Source organism: Mesorhizobium sp. B2-3-14, assembly GCF_006442175.1.
Lineage (GTDB): Bacteria > Pseudomonadota > Alphaproteobacteria > Rhizobiales > Rhizobiaceae > Mesorhizobium > Mesorhizobium australicum.
In genome coordinates this window covers 351,864-375,017 of record NZ_VFVP01000003.1, presented here as the reverse complement: position 1 = coordinate 375,017, position 23,154 = coordinate 351,864, and the positions used below count along the sequence as shown (strand labels likewise).

19 protein-coding genes are annotated in these 23,154 nt (G+C 63.3%); 12 read left to right on the top strand and 7 right to left on the bottom strand.

The features are described from left to right. The first annotated feature begins 28 nt into the window (after nt 1-28). Together FJ950_RS10690 and FJ950_RS10685 are read left to right on the top strand one after the other, a co-directional pair. Nucleotides 29-1,423 carry an efflux RND transporter periplasmic adaptor subunit gene (locus FJ950_RS10690; RefSeq protein ID WP_140616755.1) on the top strand — a complete coding sequence of 465 codons (1,395 nt, stop codon included), beginning with the start codon at nt 29-31 and terminating at the stop codon, nt 1,421-1,423. Continuing rightward, nucleotides 1,420-4,503 (top strand): efflux RND transporter permease subunit, encoded by a 3,084-nt coding sequence (locus tag FJ950_RS10685; RefSeq protein ID WP_015315432.1) that lies wholly within the window; start codon nt 1,420-1,422, stop codon nt 4,501-4,503. The genes FJ950_RS10690 and FJ950_RS10685 overlap by 4 nt, the downstream gene beginning before the upstream one ends. A gap of 103 nt (nt 4,504-4,606) precedes the next feature. Here FJ950_RS10685 and FJ950_RS10680 read toward each other — a convergent pair whose 3' ends face one another. Beyond that, nucleotides 4,607-5,062, bottom strand: coding sequence for a L,D-transpeptidase (locus tag FJ950_RS10680; RefSeq protein ID WP_015315431.1), 456 nt, complete (start codon nt 5,060-5,062; stop codon nt 4,607-4,609). Between the two features lie 175 nt (nt 5,063-5,237). On the opposite strand from FJ950_RS10680, the gene FJ950_RS29760 reads away from it, so the two are divergent. After that, the gene (locus FJ950_RS29760; protein ID WP_246681301.1) at nt 5,238-5,516 is read left to right on the top strand and encodes a hypothetical protein; all 279 of its coding nucleotides are present in this window, start codon (nt 5,238-5,240) and stop codon (nt 5,514-5,516) included. Nucleotides 5,517-5,771: 255 nt separating this feature from the next. After that, entirely contained in the window at nt 5,772-5,939 is a 168-nt protein-coding gene (locus FJ950_RS10670; RefSeq protein WP_015315429.1) for a hypothetical protein, read from the top strand. Nucleotides 5,940-6,011: 72 nt separating this feature from the next. Here the strand turns inward: FJ950_RS10670 and FJ950_RS10665 are convergent, their stop codons facing one another. After that, the gene (locus tag FJ950_RS10665) at nt 6,012-6,713 is read right to left on the bottom strand and encodes a response regulator transcription factor (RefSeq protein WP_140616754.1); all 702 of its coding nucleotides are present in this window, start codon (nt 6,711-6,713) and stop codon (nt 6,012-6,014) included. 45 nt (nt 6,714-6,758) lie between these two features. On the opposite strand from FJ950_RS10665, the gene FJ950_RS10660 reads away from it, so the two are divergent. Continuing rightward, the gene (locus FJ950_RS10660) at nt 6,759-7,532 is read left to right on the top strand and encodes a response regulator transcription factor (RefSeq protein WP_181171160.1); all 774 of its coding nucleotides are present in this window, start codon (nt 6,759-6,761) and stop codon (nt 7,530-7,532) included. 78 nt (nt 7,533-7,610) lie between these two features. Beyond that, a complete protein-coding gene (locus FJ950_RS10655) occupies nt 7,611-9,698 on the top strand; it encodes a PAS domain S-box protein (RefSeq protein WP_181171158.1) in 2,088 nt (695 codons plus the stop codon). Nucleotides 9,699-9,828: 130 nt separating this feature from the next. On the opposite strand, the gene FJ950_RS10650 is transcribed toward FJ950_RS10655, so the two are convergent. Then, nucleotides 9,829-10,236, bottom strand: coding sequence for a hypothetical protein (locus FJ950_RS10650; protein WP_140616753.1), 408 nt, complete (start codon nt 10,234-10,236; stop codon nt 9,829-9,831). Between the two features lie 410 nt (nt 10,237-10,646). On the opposite strand from FJ950_RS10650, the gene FJ950_RS10645 reads away from it, so the two are divergent. Next, entirely contained in the window at nt 10,647-11,849 is a 1,203-nt protein-coding gene (locus FJ950_RS10645; protein ID WP_140616752.1) for an aromatic ring-hydroxylating dioxygenase subunit alpha, read from the top strand. 112 nt (nt 11,850-11,961) lie between these two features. Here the strand turns inward: FJ950_RS10645 and FJ950_RS10640 are convergent, their stop codons facing one another. After that, nucleotides 11,962-13,380, bottom strand: coding sequence for an aminotransferase (locus tag FJ950_RS10640; protein ID WP_140616751.1), 1,419 nt, complete (start codon nt 13,378-13,380; stop codon nt 11,962-11,964). A gap of 268 nt (nt 13,381-13,648) precedes the next feature. Here FJ950_RS10640 and FJ950_RS10635 point away from each other — a divergent pair, with 268 nt between their 5' ends. From FJ950_RS10635 to FJ950_RS10625, 3 genes are read left to right on the top strand one after another with little or no spacing between them, the layout of a single operon-like run. After that, nucleotides 13,649-14,566 carry an ABC transporter permease gene (locus FJ950_RS10635; protein ID WP_140616750.1) on the top strand — a complete coding sequence of 306 codons (918 nt, stop codon included), beginning with the start codon at nt 13,649-13,651 and terminating at the stop codon, nt 14,564-14,566. After that, nucleotides 14,563-15,384: an ABC transporter permease gene (locus tag FJ950_RS10630; protein ID WP_140616749.1), complete on the top strand. Its 822-nt coding sequence runs from the start codon at nt 14,563-14,565 to the stop codon at nt 15,382-15,384. The genes FJ950_RS10635 and FJ950_RS10630 overlap by 4 nt, the downstream gene beginning before the upstream one ends. Nucleotides 15,385-15,436: 52 nt before the next feature. Next, nucleotides 15,437-16,510, top strand: coding sequence for an ABC transporter ATP-binding protein (locus FJ950_RS10625; protein WP_140616748.1), 1,074 nt, complete (start codon nt 15,437-15,439; stop codon nt 16,508-16,510). Here FJ950_RS10625 and FJ950_RS10620 read toward each other — a convergent pair. The 3 genes from FJ950_RS10620 to betI are packed head-to-tail and all read right to left on the bottom strand — an operon-like array spanning nt 16,474 to nt 19,599. Further along, nucleotides 16,474-17,784 carry a flavin monoamine oxidase family protein gene (locus FJ950_RS10620; RefSeq protein WP_140616747.1) on the bottom strand — a complete coding sequence of 437 codons (1,311 nt, stop codon included), beginning with the start codon at nt 17,782-17,784 and terminating at the stop codon, nt 16,474-16,476. The genes FJ950_RS10625 and FJ950_RS10620 overlap by 37 nt on opposite strands. Beyond that, nucleotides 17,781-18,863: an ABC transporter substrate-binding protein gene (locus FJ950_RS10615; protein ID WP_140616746.1), complete on the bottom strand. Its 1,083-nt coding sequence runs from the start codon at nt 18,861-18,863 to the stop codon at nt 17,781-17,783. Before FJ950_RS10615 ends, FJ950_RS10620 begins: the two co-directional genes overlap by 4 nt. A 43-nt stretch (nt 18,864-18,906) precedes the next feature. Then, on the bottom strand, nt 18,907-19,599 hold the full coding sequence (gene betI / locus FJ950_RS10610) for a transcriptional regulator BetI (protein WP_246681300.1): 693 nt from the start codon (nt 19,597-19,599) through the stop codon (nt 18,907-18,909). Nucleotides 19,600-19,962: 363 nt separating this feature from the next. On the opposite strand from betI, the gene FJ950_RS10605 reads away from it, so the two are divergent. Continuing rightward, nucleotides 19,963-21,582: an NAD(P)/FAD-dependent oxidoreductase gene (locus FJ950_RS10605; protein ID WP_140616744.1), complete on the top strand. Its 1,620-nt coding sequence runs from the start codon at nt 19,963-19,965 to the stop codon at nt 21,580-21,582. Continuing rightward, nucleotides 21,569-23,134 carry an NAD(P)/FAD-dependent oxidoreductase gene (locus FJ950_RS10600; RefSeq protein WP_140616743.1) on the top strand — a complete coding sequence of 522 codons (1,566 nt, stop codon included), beginning with the start codon at nt 21,569-21,571 and terminating at the stop codon, nt 23,132-23,134. The genes FJ950_RS10605 and FJ950_RS10600 overlap by 14 nt, the downstream gene beginning before the upstream one ends. The last annotated feature ends 20 nt before the right edge of the window (nt 23,135-23,154 follow it).

Below are 23,154 nucleotides of genomic sequence, written 5' to 3'. Positions count from 1 at the left end.
CGCCGGATTTTCGACTGAGGGGACTTCCTTGTTCAAGCGCATACTCCGTGTCTTTATCGTTATTGTGGTCCTTGCCGTGCTCGTCATCGTGGTCGGCGGGATAGTCGGTTTCAACTTCCTGCGCGACAACGGCATCAAGCAGTATTTCGCCACCATGAAGCCGCCGGCGGCGACCGTGTCGACAACCATCGCCAAGCCGTCGAACTGGACACCGGGCGTCGAGGCGATCGGTACGGTGCGGGCCGTGCGCGGTGTCGACCTGACGGTCGAGACCGCCGGCATCGTCAAGGAAATCCCCTTCCATGCCAACCAGAAGGTGGCGGCCAACGCAGTGCTGCTGCAACTCGACGACGCCGTCGAGCGCGCTGATCTCGATGCGCAGAAGGCGCAGGCGGCACTCGATCAGACCACGCTGACCCGCGCCGTCGAACTGACAAGGCGTGGTGTTGGCTCCGACTCGACGCTGGACACGGCGCGCGCGGCGGCCTCCGCTTCGGCGTCCCAGGTGACCAGGCTGCAGGCCGTGCTCGACCAGAAGCAGCTTACCGCACCTTTCGCCGGCACGGTCGGCATTCCGAGGATCGACCTCGGCCAGTATCTGGCACCCGGCACCGCGGTGGTGACGCTGCAGGACCTCGACACGATGCGGGTCGACTTCTCGGTTCCCGAACAGCAGCTGCCGCTGCTCAAGATTGGCCAGACGGTCCGTCTGGGCCTTGGCGGCAGCGACGACATGCCCTTTGCCGGCGCCATTCGCGGCATCGACCCCAAGATCGACCCCTCCAGCCGGCTGGTGAACATCCGGGCGGAAGTTGCCAATCCCGAAGGCAAATTGACCCCAGGTCAGTTCGTGCAGGTGCGTGTCGAACTGCCCGAGGAGCAGAACGTGCTGTCACTGCCGCAGACGGCACTGACCACCAGCCTCTATGGCGACTACATATTCGTGGTGCAGCCGGCGAAGCCCGCCGGGGCGGCCCCGGCGCAGCCAGCCAAGCCGGACGAAAAGCCGGCGGCGGCCACCGACAAGCCTGCGGATGCCAAGCCTGCGGATGCCAAGCCCGCGGATGCCAAGGCGGCAGACGCCAAGCAGGCCGACGGAATGAAACCCGCCGCCGATGCCATGAAGCCGGCCGCCGACGCAGCCAAGCCAGCGGACAAGGCCGCTGCCGATGCCGCCAAGCCAGCAGCGGCCGATCCGGCCAAGCCGGCGGCGGAAGGCGACAAACCGGCGCTTGTGCTGTCACAGGTCTTCGTCAAGCCCGGCCGCCGCAATCAAGGCATGGTCGAGATCGTCGAAGGGCTGAAGGCCGGCGACGAGGTCGTCACCGCGGGCCAGAACCGCCTCTTCAACGGCATGACCGTCAACGTCGACAACACGATCGACCCGACCAAATCGGCGAACAAGCAGGCCGACCAGCAATGAGCTTTTCCGATCTCTTCATCCGCCGGCCCGTCCTTTCGACGGTTCTTGCCTGCATGATCCTGCTGCTCGGTTTCCAGGGCATATTCAACCTGTCGATCCGGCAGTATCCGAAGGTCGACGAGACCGCGATCACAATCACGACAGCCTATCCGGGCGCCAGCGCCGACCTGATCCAGGGCTTCATTTCCGCCCCGATCGCGCGCGCCGTCGCCTCGACCGAGAACATCGACTACGTCACCTCGTCCAGCCGTCCCTCCTCCAGCACCGTGACGGTGCAGATGAAGCTCGGTTCCAACCCAGACGTCGCGTTGACCGAAGTGCTGTCCAAGGTCCAGGGCGTGCGTGGCACTTTGCCGGACGCCTCCAAGGACCCGGTCATCGTCAAGGGTACGGGTCAGCAGTTCGCGATGATGTACATCTCGATGCAGAATCCGAACATGACCAAGGAGCAGCTGACCGAGTATATCGAGCGCGTCATCAGGCCCCGCATGTCGACGGTCGAAGGTGTTGCCGACGTGCAGATCTTCGGCGCCCAGGAATACTCGATGCGCGTCTGGATCGACCCGGTCAGGCTTGCCGCGCGCGGCGTGACGGCGGCCGAAGTGCTGGCGGCGATCAACAATTCCAACTTCCTGTCGGCGCCCGGCAACACCCAGAACGAATATGTCGTCTCGTCGATCACCGTGCGCTCGACGCTGCAGACACCGGAAGCCTTCGCCGCGCTGCCATTGCGCTCGACCGACGGCAATGTCGTGCGCCTGCGCGACGTGGCCCGCGTCGAACTGGCGGCCGCGAACACCGACACCAGGGTTTCCTTCAACGGTAAGCCCGGCACCTTCCTCGCCATCTTCCCGACCCCGGCAGCCAATCCGCTGACCACGGCGGCGGCACTCACCAAGCTCGTCCCGCAGATTCAGGAGACGCTGCCGAAGGGCATGACGATCGAAGTCGTCTACGACGCGACCGGACAGATCAGCGCCTCGATCGACGAAGTGTTCAAGACCATCGGCGAGGCGGTCGCCATCGTCGTTGTCGTCATCCTCCTCTTCCTCGGTTCGTTCCGCTCGGTGCTGATGCCGATCATCACCATCCCGCTGTCGCTGATCGGCGTCTGCTTCCTTTTGTTCGCGGTAGGCTATTCGATCAACCTTCTGTCGCTGCTGGCAATGGTGCTGGCGATCGGCCTTGTCGTCGACGACGCCATCGTGGTGGTGGAAAATATCCACCGCCACATGGAAGAGGATCACATGCCGCCCATGCAGGCGGCCTTCAGCGGCATGCGCGAGATCGCGTCGGCCATCGTCGCCATGACCATGACGCTGGCCGCCGTGTTCGCGCCGCTGGCCTTCACTGGCGGCCTGACCGGCGCCCTGTTCCGCGAATTCGCGGTGACGCTCGCCGGATCGGTGGTGCTGTCTGGCATCATTGCCATCACCATAACGCCGATGATGTCGGCGCGCCTCCTGAAGCCCGGCAATGCCGGCCGTTTCCAGCGCATCGTCGACGGCACTTTCGCGCGCGTCGAGCATGTCTACGAGCGCGCCGTCACTGGATCTCTTAACTATCGCCCGCTGACGCTGCTCATCGTGCTGGCGCTTGTCGGTGTGACTGGGTTCATGTTCACCAAGACCTCGACGGAACTGGCGCCGGAAGAGGATCAGGGCTTCCTGCTCTCGCTGGTGACGGGGCCGCGCTATGCGACCTCCGATTACACCGAGACTTACGTCAATCAGATCCTGGGCCTGGTGAAGGACATTCCCGAGACCCGGGCGCAGTTCTCGGCCGTCGCCTTCGGCGGCACGACCAACAGCGCCTTCGTCGGTTTTGCCTTCAAGGATTGGGCGGAGCGGAAGCGCAATTCGAAGGAGCTGCAGGCCGACATTACGGCTCGTATCGCCAAGGTGGCGGGTGTCCAGGCCTTCGTCTTCGCGCCGCCGACTCTGCCGGGCTCTGGCGGCGGCTTGCCGATTTCCATGGTGGTGCGCTCGACCGGCGATTCCGCTCAGGTCTACGAGGAAGCCGAGAAGATCAAGAACAAGGCGCAGGCCTCGGGCCGCTTCATCGTCGTGCAGAATTCGATGGCCTATGACGCACCGCAGGTGACGGTGACCATCGATCGCGACCGCGCCGCCGCGCTCAACCTGCCGATCGCCGATATCGGCCGGACGCTGACGCTGCTGGTCGGCGGTGCCGAAGTGGCGCAATTCGACCGCGACTCCAACAGCTACGACATCATCCCGCAGGTGCCGCAGGAATTCCGCGACAACCCTGAAAAGCTCGGCGAATACTTCGTGCGCAGCGTGACGGGCGAGATGGTGCCGCTGTCGGCCGTGGTGACGATTTCGAACAATGCGTCGCCGGCGGCGATCGAGCAGTTCAACCAGCTGAATTCGTCGACGATCTCGGCGCTGCCGCTGCCCGGTGTCACCACGGGCGACGGTTTGAAAGTGCTCGAGGACATCGCCAGGGAGAGCCTGCCCGACACTTTCTTCATCGATTATTCCGGCCAGTCCCGGCAGGAGAAGGAACAGGGCAACACGATCCTGATCGCTTTCGGCGCGGCCGTCATCGTCATCTACCTGGTGCTGGCGGCGCAGTTCGAAAGCTTCCGCGATCCGCTGATCATCATGATGGCGGTGCCACTGTCGATCTTCGGCGCGATCGTGCCGCTCAATCTGGGCCTCGGCACGCTCAACATCTATACCCAGGTCGGACTGATCACGCTGATCGGCCTGATCACCAAGCACGGCATCCTGCTGGTCGAATTCGCCAACCAGCAGCGAGAACTGCATGGCATGCGGCGGCGTGACGCCATCATCGCCTCGGCCAAGGTGCGCCTGCGGCCGATCCTGATGACGACGGCGGCGATGGCGCTGGGTGTGGTGCCGCTGATCGTTTCCAGCGGCGCCGGTGCCGCGGCCCGCTATTCGATGGGCCTGGTCATCTTCACCGGCATTCTGGTCGGCACCATGTTCACACTGTTCGTCGTGCCGATGTTCTATACTTTCATCGCCAGCAAGGACCTGCCGCATCTGGCGGAAAAGCCGGATCCCAAGCTGATGCCGGCGCTGCCGAGCTGAGGCACGGGGCGCAAGACACAAAAAGAGGCCGGGATTTCTCCGGCCTTTTTTTGGCGATCGCTCCAGCAACTCCGGCACATGGCCGAATGCGGCAACCTGCCTGCTACTTGACGATGACGATGCTGGTGTTGGCCGCTCCGAACGTCTCGACGAGCTGGTAGAAATCGGCGGCGTTGTCCGGGTGCAGCCGTACGCAGCCATGCGAGGCGGGCTGGCCGAGGCGCTTGATGGCATAGGTGGCGTGGACCGCGTAGCCGCCGCTGAAAAACACCGAATGTGGCATCGGCGCGTTGTCGTATTTCTTCGAATACCACATCTCATGCATGCGCGTCGGCTTGAACGAGCCGGTCGGCGTCACGTGCGCCCTGTCGCCAGTGGAAACCTTCCAGGCGAAAGTCGGCCGGCCGTCGACCGAGACTTCCATGACCTGCTGCGACAGCGAAACGCGGGCAACGATGCTGTTGGCGGCATGGGCGGCGTTGGCGCCGAACAGAAGCGCACTGCCCATGAGCGCGGCGGCGGTGATGTTGATGAACTTCGCGGAAATGGCGGTGTGCATGATGTCCCCTCTCTCTGCCGGTCCGGCCGGCTCCAATTTGATGACGCGGCTTATCCCAGCGGCATGTTTCGGAAAGACTTCGCGAAATGCTCGTTTGTGTTTCGAATCTGTTTCCGCTGATTAACAGGACAATCACCCTGTTTGATGGCGCTCCATTCCGGACACGGGGCCAAGGATGAAGGACACAGGCATTCACCCCGAAACGAAAGTTCGAGTTGTCTCCTACATGAAAGAGTTTGTCTCAATCCGAAACCAATCTGCAACAAAGTGCGGTTTTGGGCGGCATGATCCGGATACCGGCCGGATGCAAAAGTTGACGCAACGAAAGCAGACGGCAACGACCAAGGGAACGAAAACGAACATACGCTCCTGGCTCTCCAGGATCAGCATCACGGCGGCGGCTGTCGGCGGCGGCACCATTGCCGGCGGCCCTGTGCGCGGCTGGCGGCGATGAGTTCGAGCGAGATTTCGACCCTACGTCGCCCTGTCTGCGCCACGGTCTGGATCGTTTCCAGCCTGCGCATCGCCCAGTTGAAGGCCCTCTGGCGGGTTGGCCTTCGGCTGCTGGCATTGCGCGGCCCCTCCGGCAACTTGCTGCCGAGAGGACCGAAGGCCCGCGCCGCGACGGGGGGCTCCGTGGGCGGCGCGGGCACTTCGGGAGTTCCTGAAGCGACCCGCTACACAGTCATCTTTTTGGGGAATTCAGATCATGAAGACAAAATTCGCGGCTTCCGTGCTTTCCGCACTGCTCTATGCGCAGGGCCTGCTCGGCTTTGCCGCACTCGCCAGCGTGCTGCTCAAGGAACGCGCTCACGCAAGCGAGTTCGCCGTCGGCGGCGAAATGGCCTCGGGCCCGTCCTTGCTGGTGGTGCGCTGAACCTCGCGGGCATCGGCGCGGGAAATGGAAAGTCCGATGCTCATCCGGCGAACCAGCGGGAAAACACAGCCGTCAGTCGGCGAATTGCCGTGGCGGATCGAACCTGTAGCCGGCGCCGCGTATGGTGGTGATGGTCTCGGTGTCGAGCTTGCGGCGCAGTCGCACGATGCGCGAGTCGATCGAGCGATCGAAGGCGTCGGCATTCTCGGCCGGCGCGGCTGCGATAATGTCGTCCCGCGTCAGTACCTTGCGCGGGCTCGCCAGGAACAGCCTGAGCAGCGCCACCTGGCCGGGCGAGAGCTGCTCCTGCGTGCCGGAGCGATGCATGACCATCGCCGATCTCAGGTCGACGGTCGCGTTCTCCAGCACGATCAGTTCCTGGGTACCCCTGCCGCGCCGCGAAAGCAGGCCACCGACACGCGCGGCGAGTTCCCTGACATTGAGTGGACTTTCGACGACGTCGGCGGCGCCAAGCTCGAGCGCCAGCACCTTGTCGAGGAGATCGGCGGGCCGGCATATCAGGATGAAATCCGGTCCATGCTCGCTACCCCCAGTTTGGCCGCCAAAACGCCTGAGCAGATCCCGCCCTTCCGCCTGGCTGAGGCTGTCCCCGACGACGACAACGTCGATGCCGCCGCCCGCCAGCAGCGATTCCGCCTCCCAAGGCTGCCGCGCCCGGCGCACGTCGTGGCCGCGCCGCTCGAGATGGTCGGCAAGCTCGCTCGCGACGACCTCGGCGACGGAAACAAGCGCAATGACGGCTCGTGCGGCCATGTTTTCCAACCGTTCCCTGGCAACCGGATATGAGTGCTGGACATCATGTTTATACCCAATCTACTTTCCACTGAAAGTGGGAGCGAGAGCATCGTGCGGGCAAGAATTGTCATCGTCGAGGATGAGCCCGACCTCAGGGACGCGGTCGCCGAATATCTCGGCGCCGCCGGCTATGATGTTTCGACCGCTGAAACCGCGGCCGCCGCGCGCGGCCTGATCGAGACGCAGTCCTTCCATCTGGCTATCCTCGACATCGCCATGCCGGGCGAGGATGGCTTGTCGCTTGGCCGCTGGCTGCGCTCGAAAATGCCGATCGGCATCATCTATGCGACCGCCGCCGGCACCGCGCTCGACCGCATCGTCGGACTGGAACTCGGCGCCGACGACTATATCGTCAAGCCGTATGAACTGCGCGAGGTGCTGGCCAGGGTGCGCAGCGTGCTGCGCCGTGTTCCCCAGCCGACGGAACCGCAGGACAGGAAGGCCAGCACGGATCGCCGCTCCGTCGCTTTCGGCCCCTTCCAGGCCGATCTCGACGGCAGGATGGTCACCGGCGCCAACGGCACGGTAATCGACATGGCCAAGAGCGAATTCGACGTGCTGGAGGTTTTCCTGACCCGCGCCAACCGGCTGCTGACCAGGGCTGCGATCTCCGAGGCGATCGGCTTCACCGAGGATCCGGAATCGTCGCGCGCCGTCGATATCCGCATCATGCGCCTGCGCAAGAAGATCGAGACGGACCCGGCCAACCCGAAATTCCTGCGCACGGTGCGTGGCGAAGGCTATATCTTCTCGCTGCCGGCCGGCGACGGCAACTGAGCGTCAGACCGAGGAGGTTTCCGCTCCGCAGCCGTTGCCAGCCGATCGATTGGCGTGACTCTGGACTAATGGCTGACAATGACGGGCGACACGGCAAGCACGGACATGCAGGGTTTCAGGCAGGGCGCGGCGATGGCCGCCGTGCGTGTCGTGCGCCGGCTGCGCGAGGCCGGCGACTGGCAGCGCGAAATGGACGGCATACTGGAGACGCTGTGCCACGCCATGGAGTGCCAGCGCGGCATCCTGTTCCGCCTGCGCGAATTGCCCGGCCAGGGTTTCGCCCAGTCGGTCGCTGCCTACTGGATCGATCCCGACTTCGGCGGCGAACTGGCCTCACCGACCGTCATCATGCAGTCGATCGTCAATTCGGATCCGCTGCTTGAGCGGCTGGCCGAGGATGAGCGGCAGGGCAAGATTTTCGCTGGCCATACGCGCGATCTCGAAGGATTCCTGAGGGCCGATTTCGAGAAGCAGAACATCAAGTCGTTCCTGTCGGTGTCGGTCTTCGCGCACGGCCATTTGTGGGGCACGCTGGCCGTCAATGACTGCGTCGAAGAGCGGGAATGGACCGACGAGGAGGAGGCGACGCTGCACATCGTCGCCCTCGCCATCGGCGACGCTATCGAACACTCGCCCTCGGACGCCCATGCCAGCGAAGTGATCCGCCGCACCATGCTGCAGGCCTCGCTCGACGCCATTATCGTCATCGACGAGGCCGGGTCGATCATCGAATTCAATCCGGCCGCCGAGAAGATGTTCGGCTTCCTGCGCAGCGATATCCTCGGCAAGGACCTGCTCGACACGGTCGTTCCTGAATATTACCGCAAGGGCTATGCCTCGGGCGCCGACTACATGTCCGGCCGCGGCGCCCCGATGGTCGGCCAGCGGCTCGAGACCGTGACGCAGAATGCCGCCGGCGAGGTGTTTCCGATCGAACTGACGGCGACCGAGATGCGGGTCGCCGACCGCCGCCTGATCTTTGGCTCGATCCGCGACCTGCGCGACAGGCTGCGCGCCGAGGAAGAGATCAACCGGCAGCGCGAGAAGCTGCACCAGAACGAGAAGATGGCGGCGATGGGCTCGCTGCTTGCCGGCGTCTCGCACGAACTCAACAATCCGCTGGCCGTCGTCGTGGCCCAGTCGACGCTGCTGCATGAATTCGCCTCGGATCCGCAGACCAAGGTCCGGGCCGAAAAGGTTCGTGCCGCCGCCGAGCGCTGCGGGCGCATCGTCAAAAGCTTCCTGTCGATGGTCCGCCTCCATCCGGCGGCACAGGCCGAGACCGATCTCAACCAGGTGATCCGCGCCGCTCTCGAAGTGACCGCCTACGGCGCGCGCTCGAGCGGCATCGTCATCGATACCGATTTCGCGCCGGGTCCGCTGCTCGCCATGGCCGATGCCGACCACGTGACACAGGTGGCGGCCAATTTCCTCATCAACAGCCAGCATGCCCTGGCCGGCGTCGCCGGCGACCGCCTGATCAAGGTGCGGAGCTTCCGCAGCGATCGGGGCAATCCCGGCTTCTCGGTCGAGGACAACGGGCCCGGCATTCCCGAAGCCATCCGTTCGCGCATTTTCGAATCCTATTTCACCACCAAGCCGGTCGGCGTCGGCACCGGCATTGGCCTGTCGATCTCGAAATCGATCATCGAACGACACAACGGCAATGTCTGGTTCGAGGAGGTGTTGCCGAGAGGCGCGCGTTTCGTCGTCCAGTTGCCGGCGATCTCTGCGGGCATCGCCGCCGCCGGCGAAAGCCAGCCACGATCGAGCGGCCTGCGCCATGCGCTGATCATCGATGACGAGCCTGACGTCGCCGGTTCCCTGTCCGATATTCTCGAACTGATGGGCATCAAGTCGCGGATCGCGCCGCTCTGGGAATCGGGCGCCGCCACCTTGGGTGGCCACATGCCCCCCGATATCGTCTTTTCGGATCTGCGCATGCCCGGCATATCAGGCATTTCGATCTACCGCGAACTGCTCGCCGAACGGCCCGACCTGGCGCGGCGTTTCGTGCTCGTCACCGGCGACCTGATCGGCGCGAAGGCGGAAGTCGAAGCCTTGCCGTCGCAGCAGCGGCCACAGATCCTCGAAAAACCGTTCAGCACGCTGGATGTACGCAGTGTGCTTTCGACCATCGCCGAGCAGGCCGCGTTGAAAGATTAAAAAAGGCTCTCGGCCGACATCGCGGCGGGAGCCGAAGCGAGCGCCGAGAAGCGCTCGGGGAGGTAGGGCATGATCCCCAAACGGGAACCGGTTTCGGGATCATGCCCCGGCAGAAACGCAGAGGCAGAAATCAGAAGATGTTGGGCGTGCTGGTCAGCGGCGCGGCGTTGGCGATCATGCGGATCGCGCGGGTCTTGTGCGTTCCGGACTGCTCGGCAATGGCGCGCAGGCAATCCACGCTCTCGGCGCCCCAGGCCTGCCCCCTGCAGGCGAAATCGATTGCCGGCATAGGCAGGCGGGCGGTCGTGGTCGTGGTCGGCGCGCCTTCGATGACGTTGGCGGGCGGGTTCAACGAAGCGAAGGCTGGGCCGACCGTCGGCGTGAACGCCATGCCGGCGAAGGCGCAAGCAGCCAGCGCCATGAACATTCCCATCGGGTGGTCGCTGGCGCGCTGGCGAAGGGCCAGCTTCGGGCGGCGGTCAGCGCGCTCTGGAGCTTGAAAGCGGTTGCCGCTGGTGATCTGGACTTTCGCATGCATCGTCATCCCCTTCGTTGATTTTCTTTTTGCGATTAAACGAATTTAATCGCGCCTTGTAACGGCGCAAAGGTGACGAGAGCCCGGCAATGTAACCGGATTGAAACATCGATACGGGCAAAACCGGGCAAGGTCGGTCATTGGCTGTTTTGGGCCGAGGGGCGAGTTGCAAGGCGTGCACGACCGGTAGCCGCGTGAACGATTGGCGGCGCGAGCCAGAGATCGGTGGCAGTTACGGATTCTGGCTAAGATCCGGATTTTCCGGGGTTTTCGAAGCCCGCAACGGCGCAGGATTCCCATGAAACCAGCGCCGACATTTTCGCTGCGGAACAGTCACATTTCCACAAGCCATTGCATTTCAATGCAAAATATGATTATATTGAATGCATATTCAATAAAAGAAGAGACGTTTTATGAACCCGCACCTCCGTGACGTGGCAATCCCGAACGATTGGGACCGGCGGGGACTGCCGGGCTGGAGCTACCATTCCGACGCCCTTCTCGAACTGGAGAAGGAGCATGTGTTCCGCAATCATTGGCAAATCGTCGGGCATGTCTGCGACATCCCTGACGCCGGCGATTACCTCACCATGGATGTCATTGGCGAACGCGCCCTGATCGTGCGCGGCAAGGACGGCGTGGTACGCGGTTTCAACAACATGTGCCGCCATCGCGGCAGCCGCGTCGTCGCCGACAGCCAGGGCAATTGCAAGAACGCGCTGATCTGTCCGTTTCACGGCTGGGTCTACAATCTCGACGGCACGCTGCGCGGCGCCGCCCGCCCGCGCTCCTTCCCCGACCTCGACAAGACCGAGTTCGGCCTGATGCCGCTCGACCTCGAAATCTGGATGGGCTTCATCTTCATCCGCTTCCGCAATGGCGGGCCACAGCCCTCCGTCGCCGAGCTGCTGAGGCCAATCGAACCCGAATTCGCGCATTACAAGGCCGCCGACATGGTGCCTTCCTGGGGCATTTGGACCCAGAAGACGCCGGTCAACTGGAAGTCGGTGCGCGACGTCGACAATGAAGGCTATCATGTCGCCATGGCGCATCCGGCCTTGCAGGATCTCTATGGCGCCACCTATTTCGACGAGCCCTTCGTCAACGGCGTCTCACGCTCCTTCGCCACCTACAACCCGCATGCCGGCCGCCGCTGGAGCGTGAAGAACTACGTCAAGATCGCGCCGGAGCCGACGCATCTGCCTGACCATCTCAGGAAGGCCTGGGTCTATTACGGCATCTTCCCCAACGCCGTTCTGTCGGTGATGCCGGAATCAGTGCAGTTCTATCAGGAGTTCCCGCTGTCGACGGGTGAGACGCTGCTGCGCGGCGCCATCTATCGCTACCGCGACGAGAGCCGAGAGCAGGCCGCCGCCCGCTACCTCTCCTTCCGCATCGATCGCGACACCATGTCGGAAGATGTGCAGCTCTCGGTCTGGTCGAACGAATCCATGCTGTCCGAGGCTTTCGAGGGCTTTTATCTCTCCGACCTCGAATATGGCGTGCGCACCCACCACGACCACCTGCGCCAGCAGGTTCCGGTGCTCGGCCTGGAAACAGCGCCGGAAGAAAAGGACATGTGGAATTTGAACGACGCGCTGCGGAGCCGGGCGTAACAACCCTGCTGATTGGCGAAGCCGCCGATGACAGCGCCCCTCTCCCCATCAGCGCTGCTCCTCATCCGCCTTCGAGCACCTTCTCCCCGTAAAAACGGGGAGAAGGAGAAACTCACCCCTGCCACACACCCTCTTTCCTGAGATCTTCCATCGTGCGTGAAATACCCTCGCGCAGGATGCCGACCATGTCGTCGATCTGCTCGCGCGTGATGACGAGCGGCGGCGACATAACGCACATGTTGATCAGCGGCCGCACCAGCAGGCCAAGCTCGTGGCAGTGGGCGTCGATGCGTTTGCCGACATCCTTGTCGAGCTGCAGCAGATCCTTGCTTTCGCGATCGGCGACGCATTCGACACAGCCCATCAGCCCGACGCCGCGCACTTCGCCGACCAGCGGCAGCTCTTCCAGCGTCTTCAATTGCGCCTGGAAATAGGGCGCGACCGCCTGCGTGTGAGCAAGCACGCTTTCTTCCAGCAGGTCGAGATTCTTCAAGGCCACGGCACAGCCGACCGGATGGCTGGTGTAGGTCAGGCCGTGGCCGAACATCGCGTCGGGATGATTGGAACGGCGTAATTCCTCCAGCAGCCGCTCCGAGATGATGACGCCGCCAAGCGGGAAATAACCCGAGGTGACGCCCTTTGCGAAAGTGATCATGTCGGGGTCGATGCCGAACACGTCGCCCGAGGCAAAGACATGGCCCAGACGTCCGAAGCCCGTCACCACCTCGTCGGAGATATAAAGAATATCCTTGTCGCGGCAGATCTCGCGGATGCGCCTGAGGTAGCCGTCCGGCGGAATGATGACGCCACCGGACGCCTGTATGGGTTCGCCGACGAACGCGCCTATTCTGTCGGCACCGACACGCGCGACCGTATCGCGGAACTGGTCGACAAGGAAATGGGTGAAAGCGGCGATGCTCATGCCTTTCGGCCGGCGGAACGGGTCGGGGGAGGCGAGCTTGACCACCAGATCGTCGGCGCCATCCATCCAGTCGCGGTCGCGCGGGCGGCCATTGAGCGAGGCCGAGAGATAGGTTGAGCCATGATAGGCGCCGCCACGGCTCAGGATCAGCTTCTTTTCCGGCCGGCCGCGCACATTGTTGTAAAACTGCATGAAGCGCAGCGCCGTCTCGACCGCCGAGGAACCGCCCGTGGTGTAGAAGACGTGGCTGAGGTCGCCTGGGGCATGGCCGGCGATGCGCTTGGCAAGCTCCGCCGACGGCGCGTTCATCGTGTACCAGGGCGTGTTGTAGGACAGCGCCATCGCCTGGTCGTACATCACCCTGGCGAGTTCCTCGCGACGATGCCCGACATTGACGCACCACATGCCGGCCGGGCCGTCGATCAGCCGCTTGCCGGTGCTGTCGGTAATGTAGATGCCATCGCCCTCGCCGATCAGCGCGCGCGCCTCCGAACCGACGGAGCCGGCGTAGGGCCAGGGCTGGATGAGATGACGCCTGGCCAGCTCGACCGCATCGTCGCCGCCAGAACCAGCCGTTTCGCGTGCCTTCAGATCCCTCACAGCCGCCATTATCGCCTCCACATCATCCCCGAATTTTCCGGGCATCAATCCGGTTCGCCACGGCCGAAATCGCCGCCCCGCTCGCATGATTTTGAATGTCCGTTCAATCAATATTGCAGAATTAGCGCTTGATTTCAATCCGCGGATGCGCGCATGATGAAAGAAAGCCGGCAAGGGGAACAATAGCCGGCGCCAGCCCAATGGGATGCCGTATGGCGGGACAGTGCAGGCCAGCAATCGAGATCGCACCCGGAGCCCGTCCCCCCGGAGTCTGGCAATGACGGTGGCTGCGGAAGGGTCGCCCCCGTTGGGCCTGACGCGGGCCAGACGAAATGCCCTTCTGCAATCCGAGCCTGTACAAGGCTTTGCCCTGATCAGCCCGACCTTTCTCTACGCTCTCATCCTTCTGGTCCTGCCGATCCTGGTGGTCATCGCCCATTCCTTCTGGACGCAGCACTACCTGACCATCGACCGCACCTTCACGCTGGAAAACTATCGCGTCGCACTGACCGAGCCGATCTACCGCGATCTGTTGTGGCGCTCGCTCTACATCTCGCTGACGGTCAGCCTGTTCACCGTCGTCCTCGCCTACCCGATCGCCTATTTCATTTCCTTCCATGGCGGCCGTCACAAGAGCCTGTGGCTGTTCCTCATAACCATCCCGTTCTGGACCAGCTATCTCTTGCGCGTGATGTCGTGGAAGGTCATCCTGGGCTATAACGGCGTCTTGAATTCCGGCCTGATGGGTCTGGGCATCATCGACGAACCGTCGACCGCCCTGCTCTACAATTCGAGCGCCGTCATCATCACGCTCACCCATGCCTGGGCGGCCTTCGCCATCCTGCCGATTTTCGTGTCCCTGGAGAAGGTCGACCGCACGCTGGTCGAAGCGGCCACCGACCTTGGCGATGGACCCTTCCGGTCGTTCGTGCGCGTGACCTTGCCGCTGTCGGCGCCAGGCATCATTTCCGCGGCGCTGATCGTCATGATCCCGACTGTCGGCGACTATGTCACGCCAAAGCTCGTCGGCGGCAAGGATGGCGTCATGATCGCCAATGCCATCCAAGCGCAGTTCGGCAAAGCCGCCAACTGGCCGCTCGGTGCCGCACTTTCCGTCACCACCATGCTGATCGTCTCTCTGATGGCCGGCGCCACGGTGCTGATCATCCGCGGCTTGCAAAGGATGGCGCGATGAAGGCGCGGCGCTTCCTGCCGGGCGGCTGGCTGTCGGCCTATGCGTTCCTCTATATCGTCTTCCTCTATCTGCCCGTCATCTTCCTGCCGATCTTCTCGGTCAACACGGCGGCGACGCCGAAATTCCCGCTGACCGGCTTCACCCTGCAATGGTACGAAGACCTGCCGCGCACGCCGGCGCTGCTCGATGCCGCCTGGAACAGCCTGATCGTCGGCGTCTCGGCAGCCATCCTCTCCACCGTACTCGGCATCCTCGCCGCCCGCTCGATCACCCGCTACCGCTATCCCGGCCGCCGCGCCATCAACGGTCTGATCATGGCCCCGCTTGTGCTGCCCGAAGTGATCGTCGCCATCTCGATGCTGCTGGTGATGCTGCAGTTGGGCCTCGGTCTTTCGCTGTTCACTGTCGTGCTCGGCCACGTCCTGGTCTGCATTCCCTATTCGATGACGGTGCTGACTTCCGGCTTCGAGGGTTTCGACCGCAGTCTCGAGGAAGCCTCCGCCGATCTCGGCGAAAGCGCCTTCGGCACTTTCCGGCGCGTGACGCTGCCGATGGTGGCGCCGGCGATCATTTCCAGCCTGCTGGTCTGCTTCACCATCTCGCTGGACGAATTCATCATCGCCTTCTTCCTTACCGGCACCGAGGCGACGCTGCCGATCTACATCTGGGGCCAGTTGCGTTTCGCCTCGAAACTGCCCGGCGTGCTGGCGCTCGGCACGCTGCTTTTGGTTGCCTCTTTCCTGTTGATGACAATCGCCGAAATCCTGCGTCGCCGCGCGGCCAGACGCACCCAGAACGAGGGGGGCCTCTATGCCTGAGCAGCCGCGGATCGAGCGCCCTCACGCGGACGGGATCCAATGCGAAAGAGCGATGATCGAGATCCGCAATGTCACCCGCAGCTATGGGGCGTTCAAGGCGCTGGACGACGCCTCCCTGACCATCAAGGAAGGCGAGTTCTTCTCGCTGCTCGGGCCGTCGGGCTGCGGCAAGACCACGCTCTTGCGCATGATCGCCGGCTTCGACAATCCGACCAGCGGCTCGATCGCGGTTGGCGGCCAGCCCATGGAAGGTATACCGGCCAATCGCCGGCCGACAAACATGGTGTTCCAGAGCTACGCGATCTTCCCGCACCTCAATGTCGAGCAGAATGTCGCCTACGGACTGAAGCGGTTGAAGCTGCAGGGTGGCGAAGAGAAGCGCCGGGTCGAGGAGGCGCTTGCGCAGGTCTCGCTCACCGGCCTCGGCAAGCGGCTTGCCACCGAGCTTTCCGGCGGCCAGCGGCAGCGTGTGGCGCTCGCCCGCGCCCTGGTGATGCAACCTAAGGTGCTTTTGCTCGACGAGCCGCTGTCGGCGCTCGACAAGAAGCTGCGCGAGCAGATGCAGGTCGAACTGCGCCGCCTGCAGCAGGCCGTCGGCATTACCTTCGTCCTGGTCACCCACGATCAGTATGAAGCGCTCGCAATGTCCGACCGCATCGCCGTGATGTTCGGCGGCAAGATCGCGCAGGTCGCCTCCCCGAAGGAAATCTACCAGCGCCCGGTAAACCGCCAGGTCGCCGACTTCCTTGGCGGCATGAATTTCGTCAAGGCCGAGATCGTCGAGGAGAACGGCGCCTCGCTGATCGTCGACACGCTGGGTTTCGGCCGTATCAAGACCGACAAGCCGAAGGCTTTCGTGCGCAATGGCGGCGGCGCGACGCTCGGCATCCGACCGGAGCGCCTGCGCGTGCTGTGGGACAACGCGACAGCCAAGTTCGAGGTCGCCGGCAAGGTGGTGGAACGCCACTATTTCGGCGAGATCACCCATCTGATCGTCGAAATCCCTGGCCTGGAGAAGCCGCTCTCGGTGACCGAGACCAACGATTTCGGCGCCGATGACATTCCAGTCGGCACCTCGATTCGCCTCGCCTATGATCCGGAAGCGTTGGTCGCGATGGCCGACTGAACTCCGGCGATGATCCTGCGCGCCGCGATACGCCCGGCCACGATCGCGCCCTCGACATAGCCCGGGAATGACGGCGACAATTCCGACGACGCGAAATGCACCGGCGGTGCGCCGGCAAGGATGGCGCGCTCGGCACCCCTCGCCGACACATCGACGATCAGGTCGCTATAGGCACCGCCGCTCCAGCGATCATGCGTCCAGTCACGGCGGCTGAAATCGAGAACATCCGCCGCCTCCGGACCGAGCGCCTCCACAAGCTCCGTCGTCACCTGTGTCCGCAGATCCGACTCGCCGAGTTCGTGCCAGCGCAGCGCCAGCGGTCCGCCAACGAAGACGACAAGCGCCGCATGATCGGGATCCCTGCTGGCGTCGCAGGCAAACAGCCCCGGCAGATCGCGCCACATCACCATCCCGCTCAAATCCCGCTCGCGCCAGAATGGCTTGGGATAGCGCACCAGGACCTTGATCACCGCGCCGCTTTCCCAGGCGCCGAGCACCGTTTCCAGGGCTGCCGGCAAGGCGGGCGTAAAATCGAGCTTCGCGGCTGTCGCCGGCGGCACGGCGACCAGAACTTCTAGCGCTTCGATCACGCTATTGCTCGAGACGACACGAACCCCTGGCGGACCGTATTCGATGCGGGTGACAGGTTCACCGAGCCTCACCCGGTCGCCGAGGTCCTCCGCCAGATCATCGGCCAACGACTGCATGGTCTCGCGCAGGGAATATTGCAGCTCCGGCACCTCGTTGGTGATACGCCGGTCATTGTCGATCAGATACCAGAGCGGTACCTTCTCCAATGCCAGGCACCACAGGCCCTCGATCATCGACCGGAAGGCCGCCTTGGCCTCGCCCACGTCATCCTGCCGCTCCAGCCACTCGGCAACGGTCAATCCCGCAATGGCGGGATCGTTGGGCTCGATGCTGTTCATGCGTTCGCGGATCGCCATCGAGGCGCGATAGGTCCGCTCGGCCCGGCCGACCGACATTGACGGGCAAGTGATGAAATCGCCCTCGACATAAGTCTCGACGAAGGTCTTGCCACGAGCCTGGGCCAGTTCCATCAGCTGCGGCATGTCCTCGCACAGGAACTGGCCGCCGCTGTCGATGCGCTCGCCAAGCCCGTTCCACATGGCCTCGACCCGCCCGCCGACGCGGTCGCGTGCCTCGAGCAGCAGGAAGCCGACGCCGGCCCTCTTCAACTCGAGCGCCGCCGACAGGCCGGTGAAGCCGGCGCCGACGATAACAACGTCGGTTCTTTCTGTCTGGTCGTTCAATAGCCAGCCTTGATCTTCTCGAACTCGGCGATCATCTTGAGCTTGAGATCTGACGGGAGCGGCTGCTGGAACAGCGTCTTGTCGACGAATTTCTGCACGTCGTCATAGCCCTTTTCCTTCAGGATGGCCTGATCGACGCCGGCCATGCCCTTGGCGTTGGCCTGGCCGTAGCCCCAGTCCTTGACCAGCACCTTGGCGGTCTCCGGATCGTTGACCGCGTTGAGATAGTCATAGGCCTTGTCGGTATTGCCGGGCGCATCCTTGAACAGCACGTAGCCGCACACCCAGGTCGAGATGCCTTCCGCCGTGTCCTTCTTCGACTTGATCGGCACGCCGGCAGCGACCGACTGCACGGTCGCATCGTTCCAGGCCCAGGCGAGATCGACCTCGCCGCCGCTCAGAAGCTGGACGACGTCGGTGGTATCGGTCCAGTAGGAGCGCACGTTCTTGTGCACCTGGCGCAGGAAGTCGGAGGCCTGCTTGAACTGGTCGTCGGTCATCTTGGTCCAGTCCTTCAGGCCGATGGCGAGGCTCGCCAGCGCATAGGCATCGTCGACATTGTCGCCGATCGAAACGCGGCCCTTGAACTTCGGATCGGCGAACGCCTTCAGCGACTGCACGTCCTTCTCGTCGATCTTGGAGGAGTTGTAGGTGAGCTGCGTGTTGCCCCAGTCCCAAGGCATGAACCAGGCTTTCCCGTCCTCGGTCGTGGCGAGATTTTTCATCGCCATGATGCCGGGATTGAGGTCTTTCCAGCCCGTGATCTTCGAGGTATCGAGCGGTTGCAGCAGGCCCGCCTCGCGCCACTTCGTCACGCTCTGCGAGCAGGGATGGCCAAGGTCGGCCTTGAAGCCGGAACGGACCTTTTCGAACGCCTCGTCCTCGTCGCCGAAGAAGGCAAAGGTCGGCGAATCGCCGTTCTTCTCGACATATTTCGGGTGGAAGCTCGGATCCTCATAGCCTGACCAGTCGAACACGATCAGATCCTTGTCGGCGGCGATCGCCAGCGCCGCGGCCGAAGCCGCCAGTGTTCCCGCCAGCGCGAGCGTCAGCGTCAGGCGTCTTGTCAGTGTCTTCATTGCCGTTCCATCCTCTGCGGTTTTCTTATGGTTTCGTCTTTTCTTATGATCTCGTTGGGCTGGCGGCCTTCAGCGGGTAGTGTTTCGGAAAAGCCGCCGACAGGAATTCATTGGCCGCCTGCAAGGAGGTCTCCCGCGTGGTGTCCTCGGTTCCCATCATCAACCGCAGCCACAAGCCTTCCAGCATGGCGCTGAGCGCCAGCGCCATGACCTGCGGCTCATAGGCGTAGCCGCCGCTCTGTTTCAGAGCCGCGCACAGGTCGATGAATATATTCTGGTAAACGGCATCCCGCGCGCTGCTCAGCGCCTGGTAGGTCGGCCGCGACTTGGCCTCTCCCCAGAAGGCGCACCATGCGGCAAGCTTGCGCTTGTTGCAGATGGAGCGGTCGAAATCGGCCGCGACGAGAACCTGGAGTTGACGCGCGGGATCGTCTCCTGCCTTTTGCAAGGCATTGCGCCAGTGCGCGGAATACTCGTCGTACATAAATTGCAGCGTCGCGACGAGCAGCTTTTCCTTGCTCTCGAAATGGAAATTGACGATGCCGCGCGACAGGCCGGCGCCGTCGGCGACATCGGCCATCGTCGTTTCCGAATAGCCGCGCTTGGCGAGCGAATCGATCGTCGCCTCGATGAGCTGAAGCTGCCTGACCTCCTTCGAGGCCTTGCGCCCGCGCTTCTCGGATTCGGCTTTCCGCGCCGATTCAAGAAGCGCGTCCCTGGCGTCTGCCGTTTTCATGCGTGTGATGGTCTCCAGCATCGCCGGCTATCCCTTTGCATCCGGCTTCCACCCGCGAAGATGAGTGGGACGGTGCTCGCACTGTCAAGCACCTTCTGCATGGCCTCCCAGCTCATGATGGCGGCCTCGTCATATTCCGGGGTGGCGTCTGCCATTCAAATCATCAGCCTCGGTTCCCAATGGACGGATTACTGGGTTCGAACGTCGGCAAAGCGTAACTCATGTCCGGAAAAACGCAATATCATTTGTTGAACATTCATTCAGTATGGCTGGACACAATGGCTGGTGCCGTGCCAAATTCCACGCATTAGGGGACAGATCACGCAGAAATGAAGAGCGGGAGCAGATGAGCACTGGGCCACAATGAAAGCTTGGGATGCGATCATCATCGGCGGCGGACACAACGGCCTGGTCAACGCCTGTTACCTGCAGCGCGCCGGCCTCGACGTGCTGGTTGCGGAGAAGAACGACTGGGTCGGGGGTGCGGCCACCAGCCGCGAGCTGACGCCGGGCTTCCTCTACTCCAACTGCTCCTACGTCTGCTCGCTGTTCCGGCCCGAGATCATGCGCGATCTGGAGCTCCCCCGCTTCGGCCTGCAAGTCATCTCCTATGAGGGCGGCGCGGTGTTCACCCGGGATGGCGATTACCTCGCCAACTACCGCGACCACGACGCGCACCGGCGGGAATTCGCTCGTTTCTCCAAAAGGGACGCCGAGGCCTATGACCGCTACGCCCGCGACGTGACGCGGCAGTGCCGCTTCATCCAGCCGCTGTTGATGCGCACCGCGCCGGATCCGACCAGTCTGCGCCCGCGCGACCTCGGCGAACTGCTCTATCTCGGCAAGAAATTCGCGGGTCTCTCCGCCGAGGAAATGGCGCTGACGCTGCGCTTCTGGACCATGTCGATCTCGGAGTTCCTCGACGAATATTTCGAGACCGACGTCATCAAAGCGAACTTCGCCCTGTCCGGCATCATCGGCACGGCACTCGGGCCGATGTCGCCTGGCACCGCTTACGTGCTGCTGCACCACTATATGGGCGAGGTCGACGGATCGGTCGGCGCCTGGGGCTATGCGCGCGGCGGCATGGGCGCCGTGACCAAGGCGCTGGCCGCCTCGTTCAAGGCCTCGGGTGGAATCATACGCACCGGCGCCGAGGTCGACCATGTGCTGGTGAGCCGTGGCAAGGCCAGGGGCGTCGTGCTGGCCGGCGGCGAGGAGGTTTACGGCAAGCTGGTCGTCTCCAATGCCGACGTGAAGCGCACCTTCCTGAAGCTGGTCGAGGAGAAGGAACTGCCCGACATCTTCCTGCGCCGGGTGAAGAACTTCAAGATTCGCGGATCCTCCGGAAAGGTCAACATAGCACTCGATTCGCTGCCGGAATTCCCGGCGCTGCCGAAGGACTCGCCGGTCTATCGCGGCGACATGCATTTCACCGATTCGATGGAGCGCATGGAGCGCGCATATGACGACTGGAAGGCCGGCCGCTGGTCCGCCGATCCGTTCCTCGACATGGTCATCCCGACGACGCTCGACCCGACCATGGCGCCGCCAGGGAAGCATTTCATGAGCTGCTTCGTTCAGTACGCTCCGCCCAAGATCGCTGGTCGCGAGTGGACGGACGCCGATCGTGACGGTTTTGCTGAAAGCGTGATTGCGCAGATATCGGATTATTCACCCGGGTTCCGCGACCGCATCGTCCATATGGAGGTGCGCACGCCACGCGAGATCGAGGCCGAGGTCGGCCTCACCGAAGGCAACATCTTTCAGGGCGAGCTGACCTTCGACCAGTTGCTGTTCAACCGTCCGGTGCCCGGTTATGCACAATATCGGTCGCCGGTCGGCGGCCTCTATATGTGCGGCTCCTCAACCCATCCCGGCGGCGGCGTCATGGGTGCGCCCGGCCGCAACGCAGCCGCCGAAATCCTGCGCGATCTCGCAAAATCCACCTCGCATATGAGCCCGGCCCATGACGTCATTTGATGCCATCGTCATCGGCGGCGGCCACAACGGGCTTGTCGCTGCCGCCACGCTGGCGAAGGCCGGCCGCAAGGTGCTGGTGCTGGAAGCAGGAGCCAAACCCGGCGGCGCCGCGCGGACCGAGGAATTTGCGCCCGGTTTTCGCGCTTCGTCCATCGCGCATGTGTTGAACCGGCTGCATCCCGATGTGGTGAAAACGCTGGAGCTGGAAAAGCATGGGCTGCAGATCGCTCGCGCCGACTTCCTGCCGTCGGTCGCACTGTCGATAGATGGACTGCCGCTTGTCCTGCATGGCGCTTATGGCGAGGTGCTGACCGGCGCCAGTCCGTCGGAACAGTCCGCCTGGAAGGAATTGCGCGCACAATTGCTACGCTATGCCGGCATCCTGAAACCCTTCCTGTCGCACCGACCGCCCGATCTCGGCGGCATGTCGCTGCTGGAGGCCGCTTCGCTCGGCCATACCGCAGTGGCGTTGAAGAAACTTGGCAAGGAAGACATGCGCGACTTCCTGCGCGTGCTTTTGATGAACGTTGCCGACTTGCTTGACGAACAACTCGCCGACGACAGGCTGAAGGGGCTGCTCGCCTTCGACGCCACGCTCGGCAGCCATCTCGGCCCGCGCTCGCCGACCTCGCTGCTCGGCCTCTATTATCGTCTGAGCGGAGAGAGCGGCGGTGCGGCCGGAGCGCAATTGCTGCCAAAGGGCGGCATGGGCGCGGTGGTCGCCGCCATCCGCACGGCTGCCGAAAAGGCTGGCGTCACGATCCGCGCATCGATGCCCGTCGCCAGGATCATTGTCGAGAAAGGCCGCGCCGTCGGCGTTGCCCTCGACAATGGCGAGGAGCTTCGCGCCCGAACGATCGTCTCGGCCATCAATCCGACGACCACCTTCCTCGATCTCGTCGGACCGCGCGAGATCGACACCGGCTTCGTGCGCAAAGTGAAAAACATCCGCATGAGGGGCGATGCCGCCAAGCTCCATCTGGCGCTCGACCGGCCGCCGCGGTTTGCCGATGTCGACGCCGCCGGCCATAAGGGCCGACTGGTGATCGCGTCCTCTCCCGACCACGTCGAACGTGCCTTCAATCCATCCAAATATGGCGAGTTCTCGCCCGAGCCGGTGATGGAAATCACGCTGCCCAGTCTCGCCGATCCGTCGCTCGCGCCCGACGGCGCCTGCGTGCTGTCCGCCGTGGTGCAATACGCGCCCTATCGGTTGAAAGAGAGCTGGGATGCCGGCAAGCCGAAATTCCTCGAGGCAATCATGGCCCAGTTGGAAGCCTATGCGCCTGGCATCGGCAAGACGGTGATTCATGCCGAACTGCTCACCCCTGCGGACATCGAGAAGCGCTACCGCATGCCGGGTGGCCACTGGCACCACGGTGAATTGCAGGCCGATCAGATGCTGATCTCGCGTCCCGTGTCCGGCTGGTCGGGCTACGACACGCCGCTCGACGGGCTGTTCCTGGCCGGCGCGGGTTCGCATCCTGGTGGTGGAGTTTCCGGTGCGCCAGGATTGAATGCCGCGCGGCGCGTCATTGCGATGAAGGGGTGACTTGATGTCTCAACTGGCCG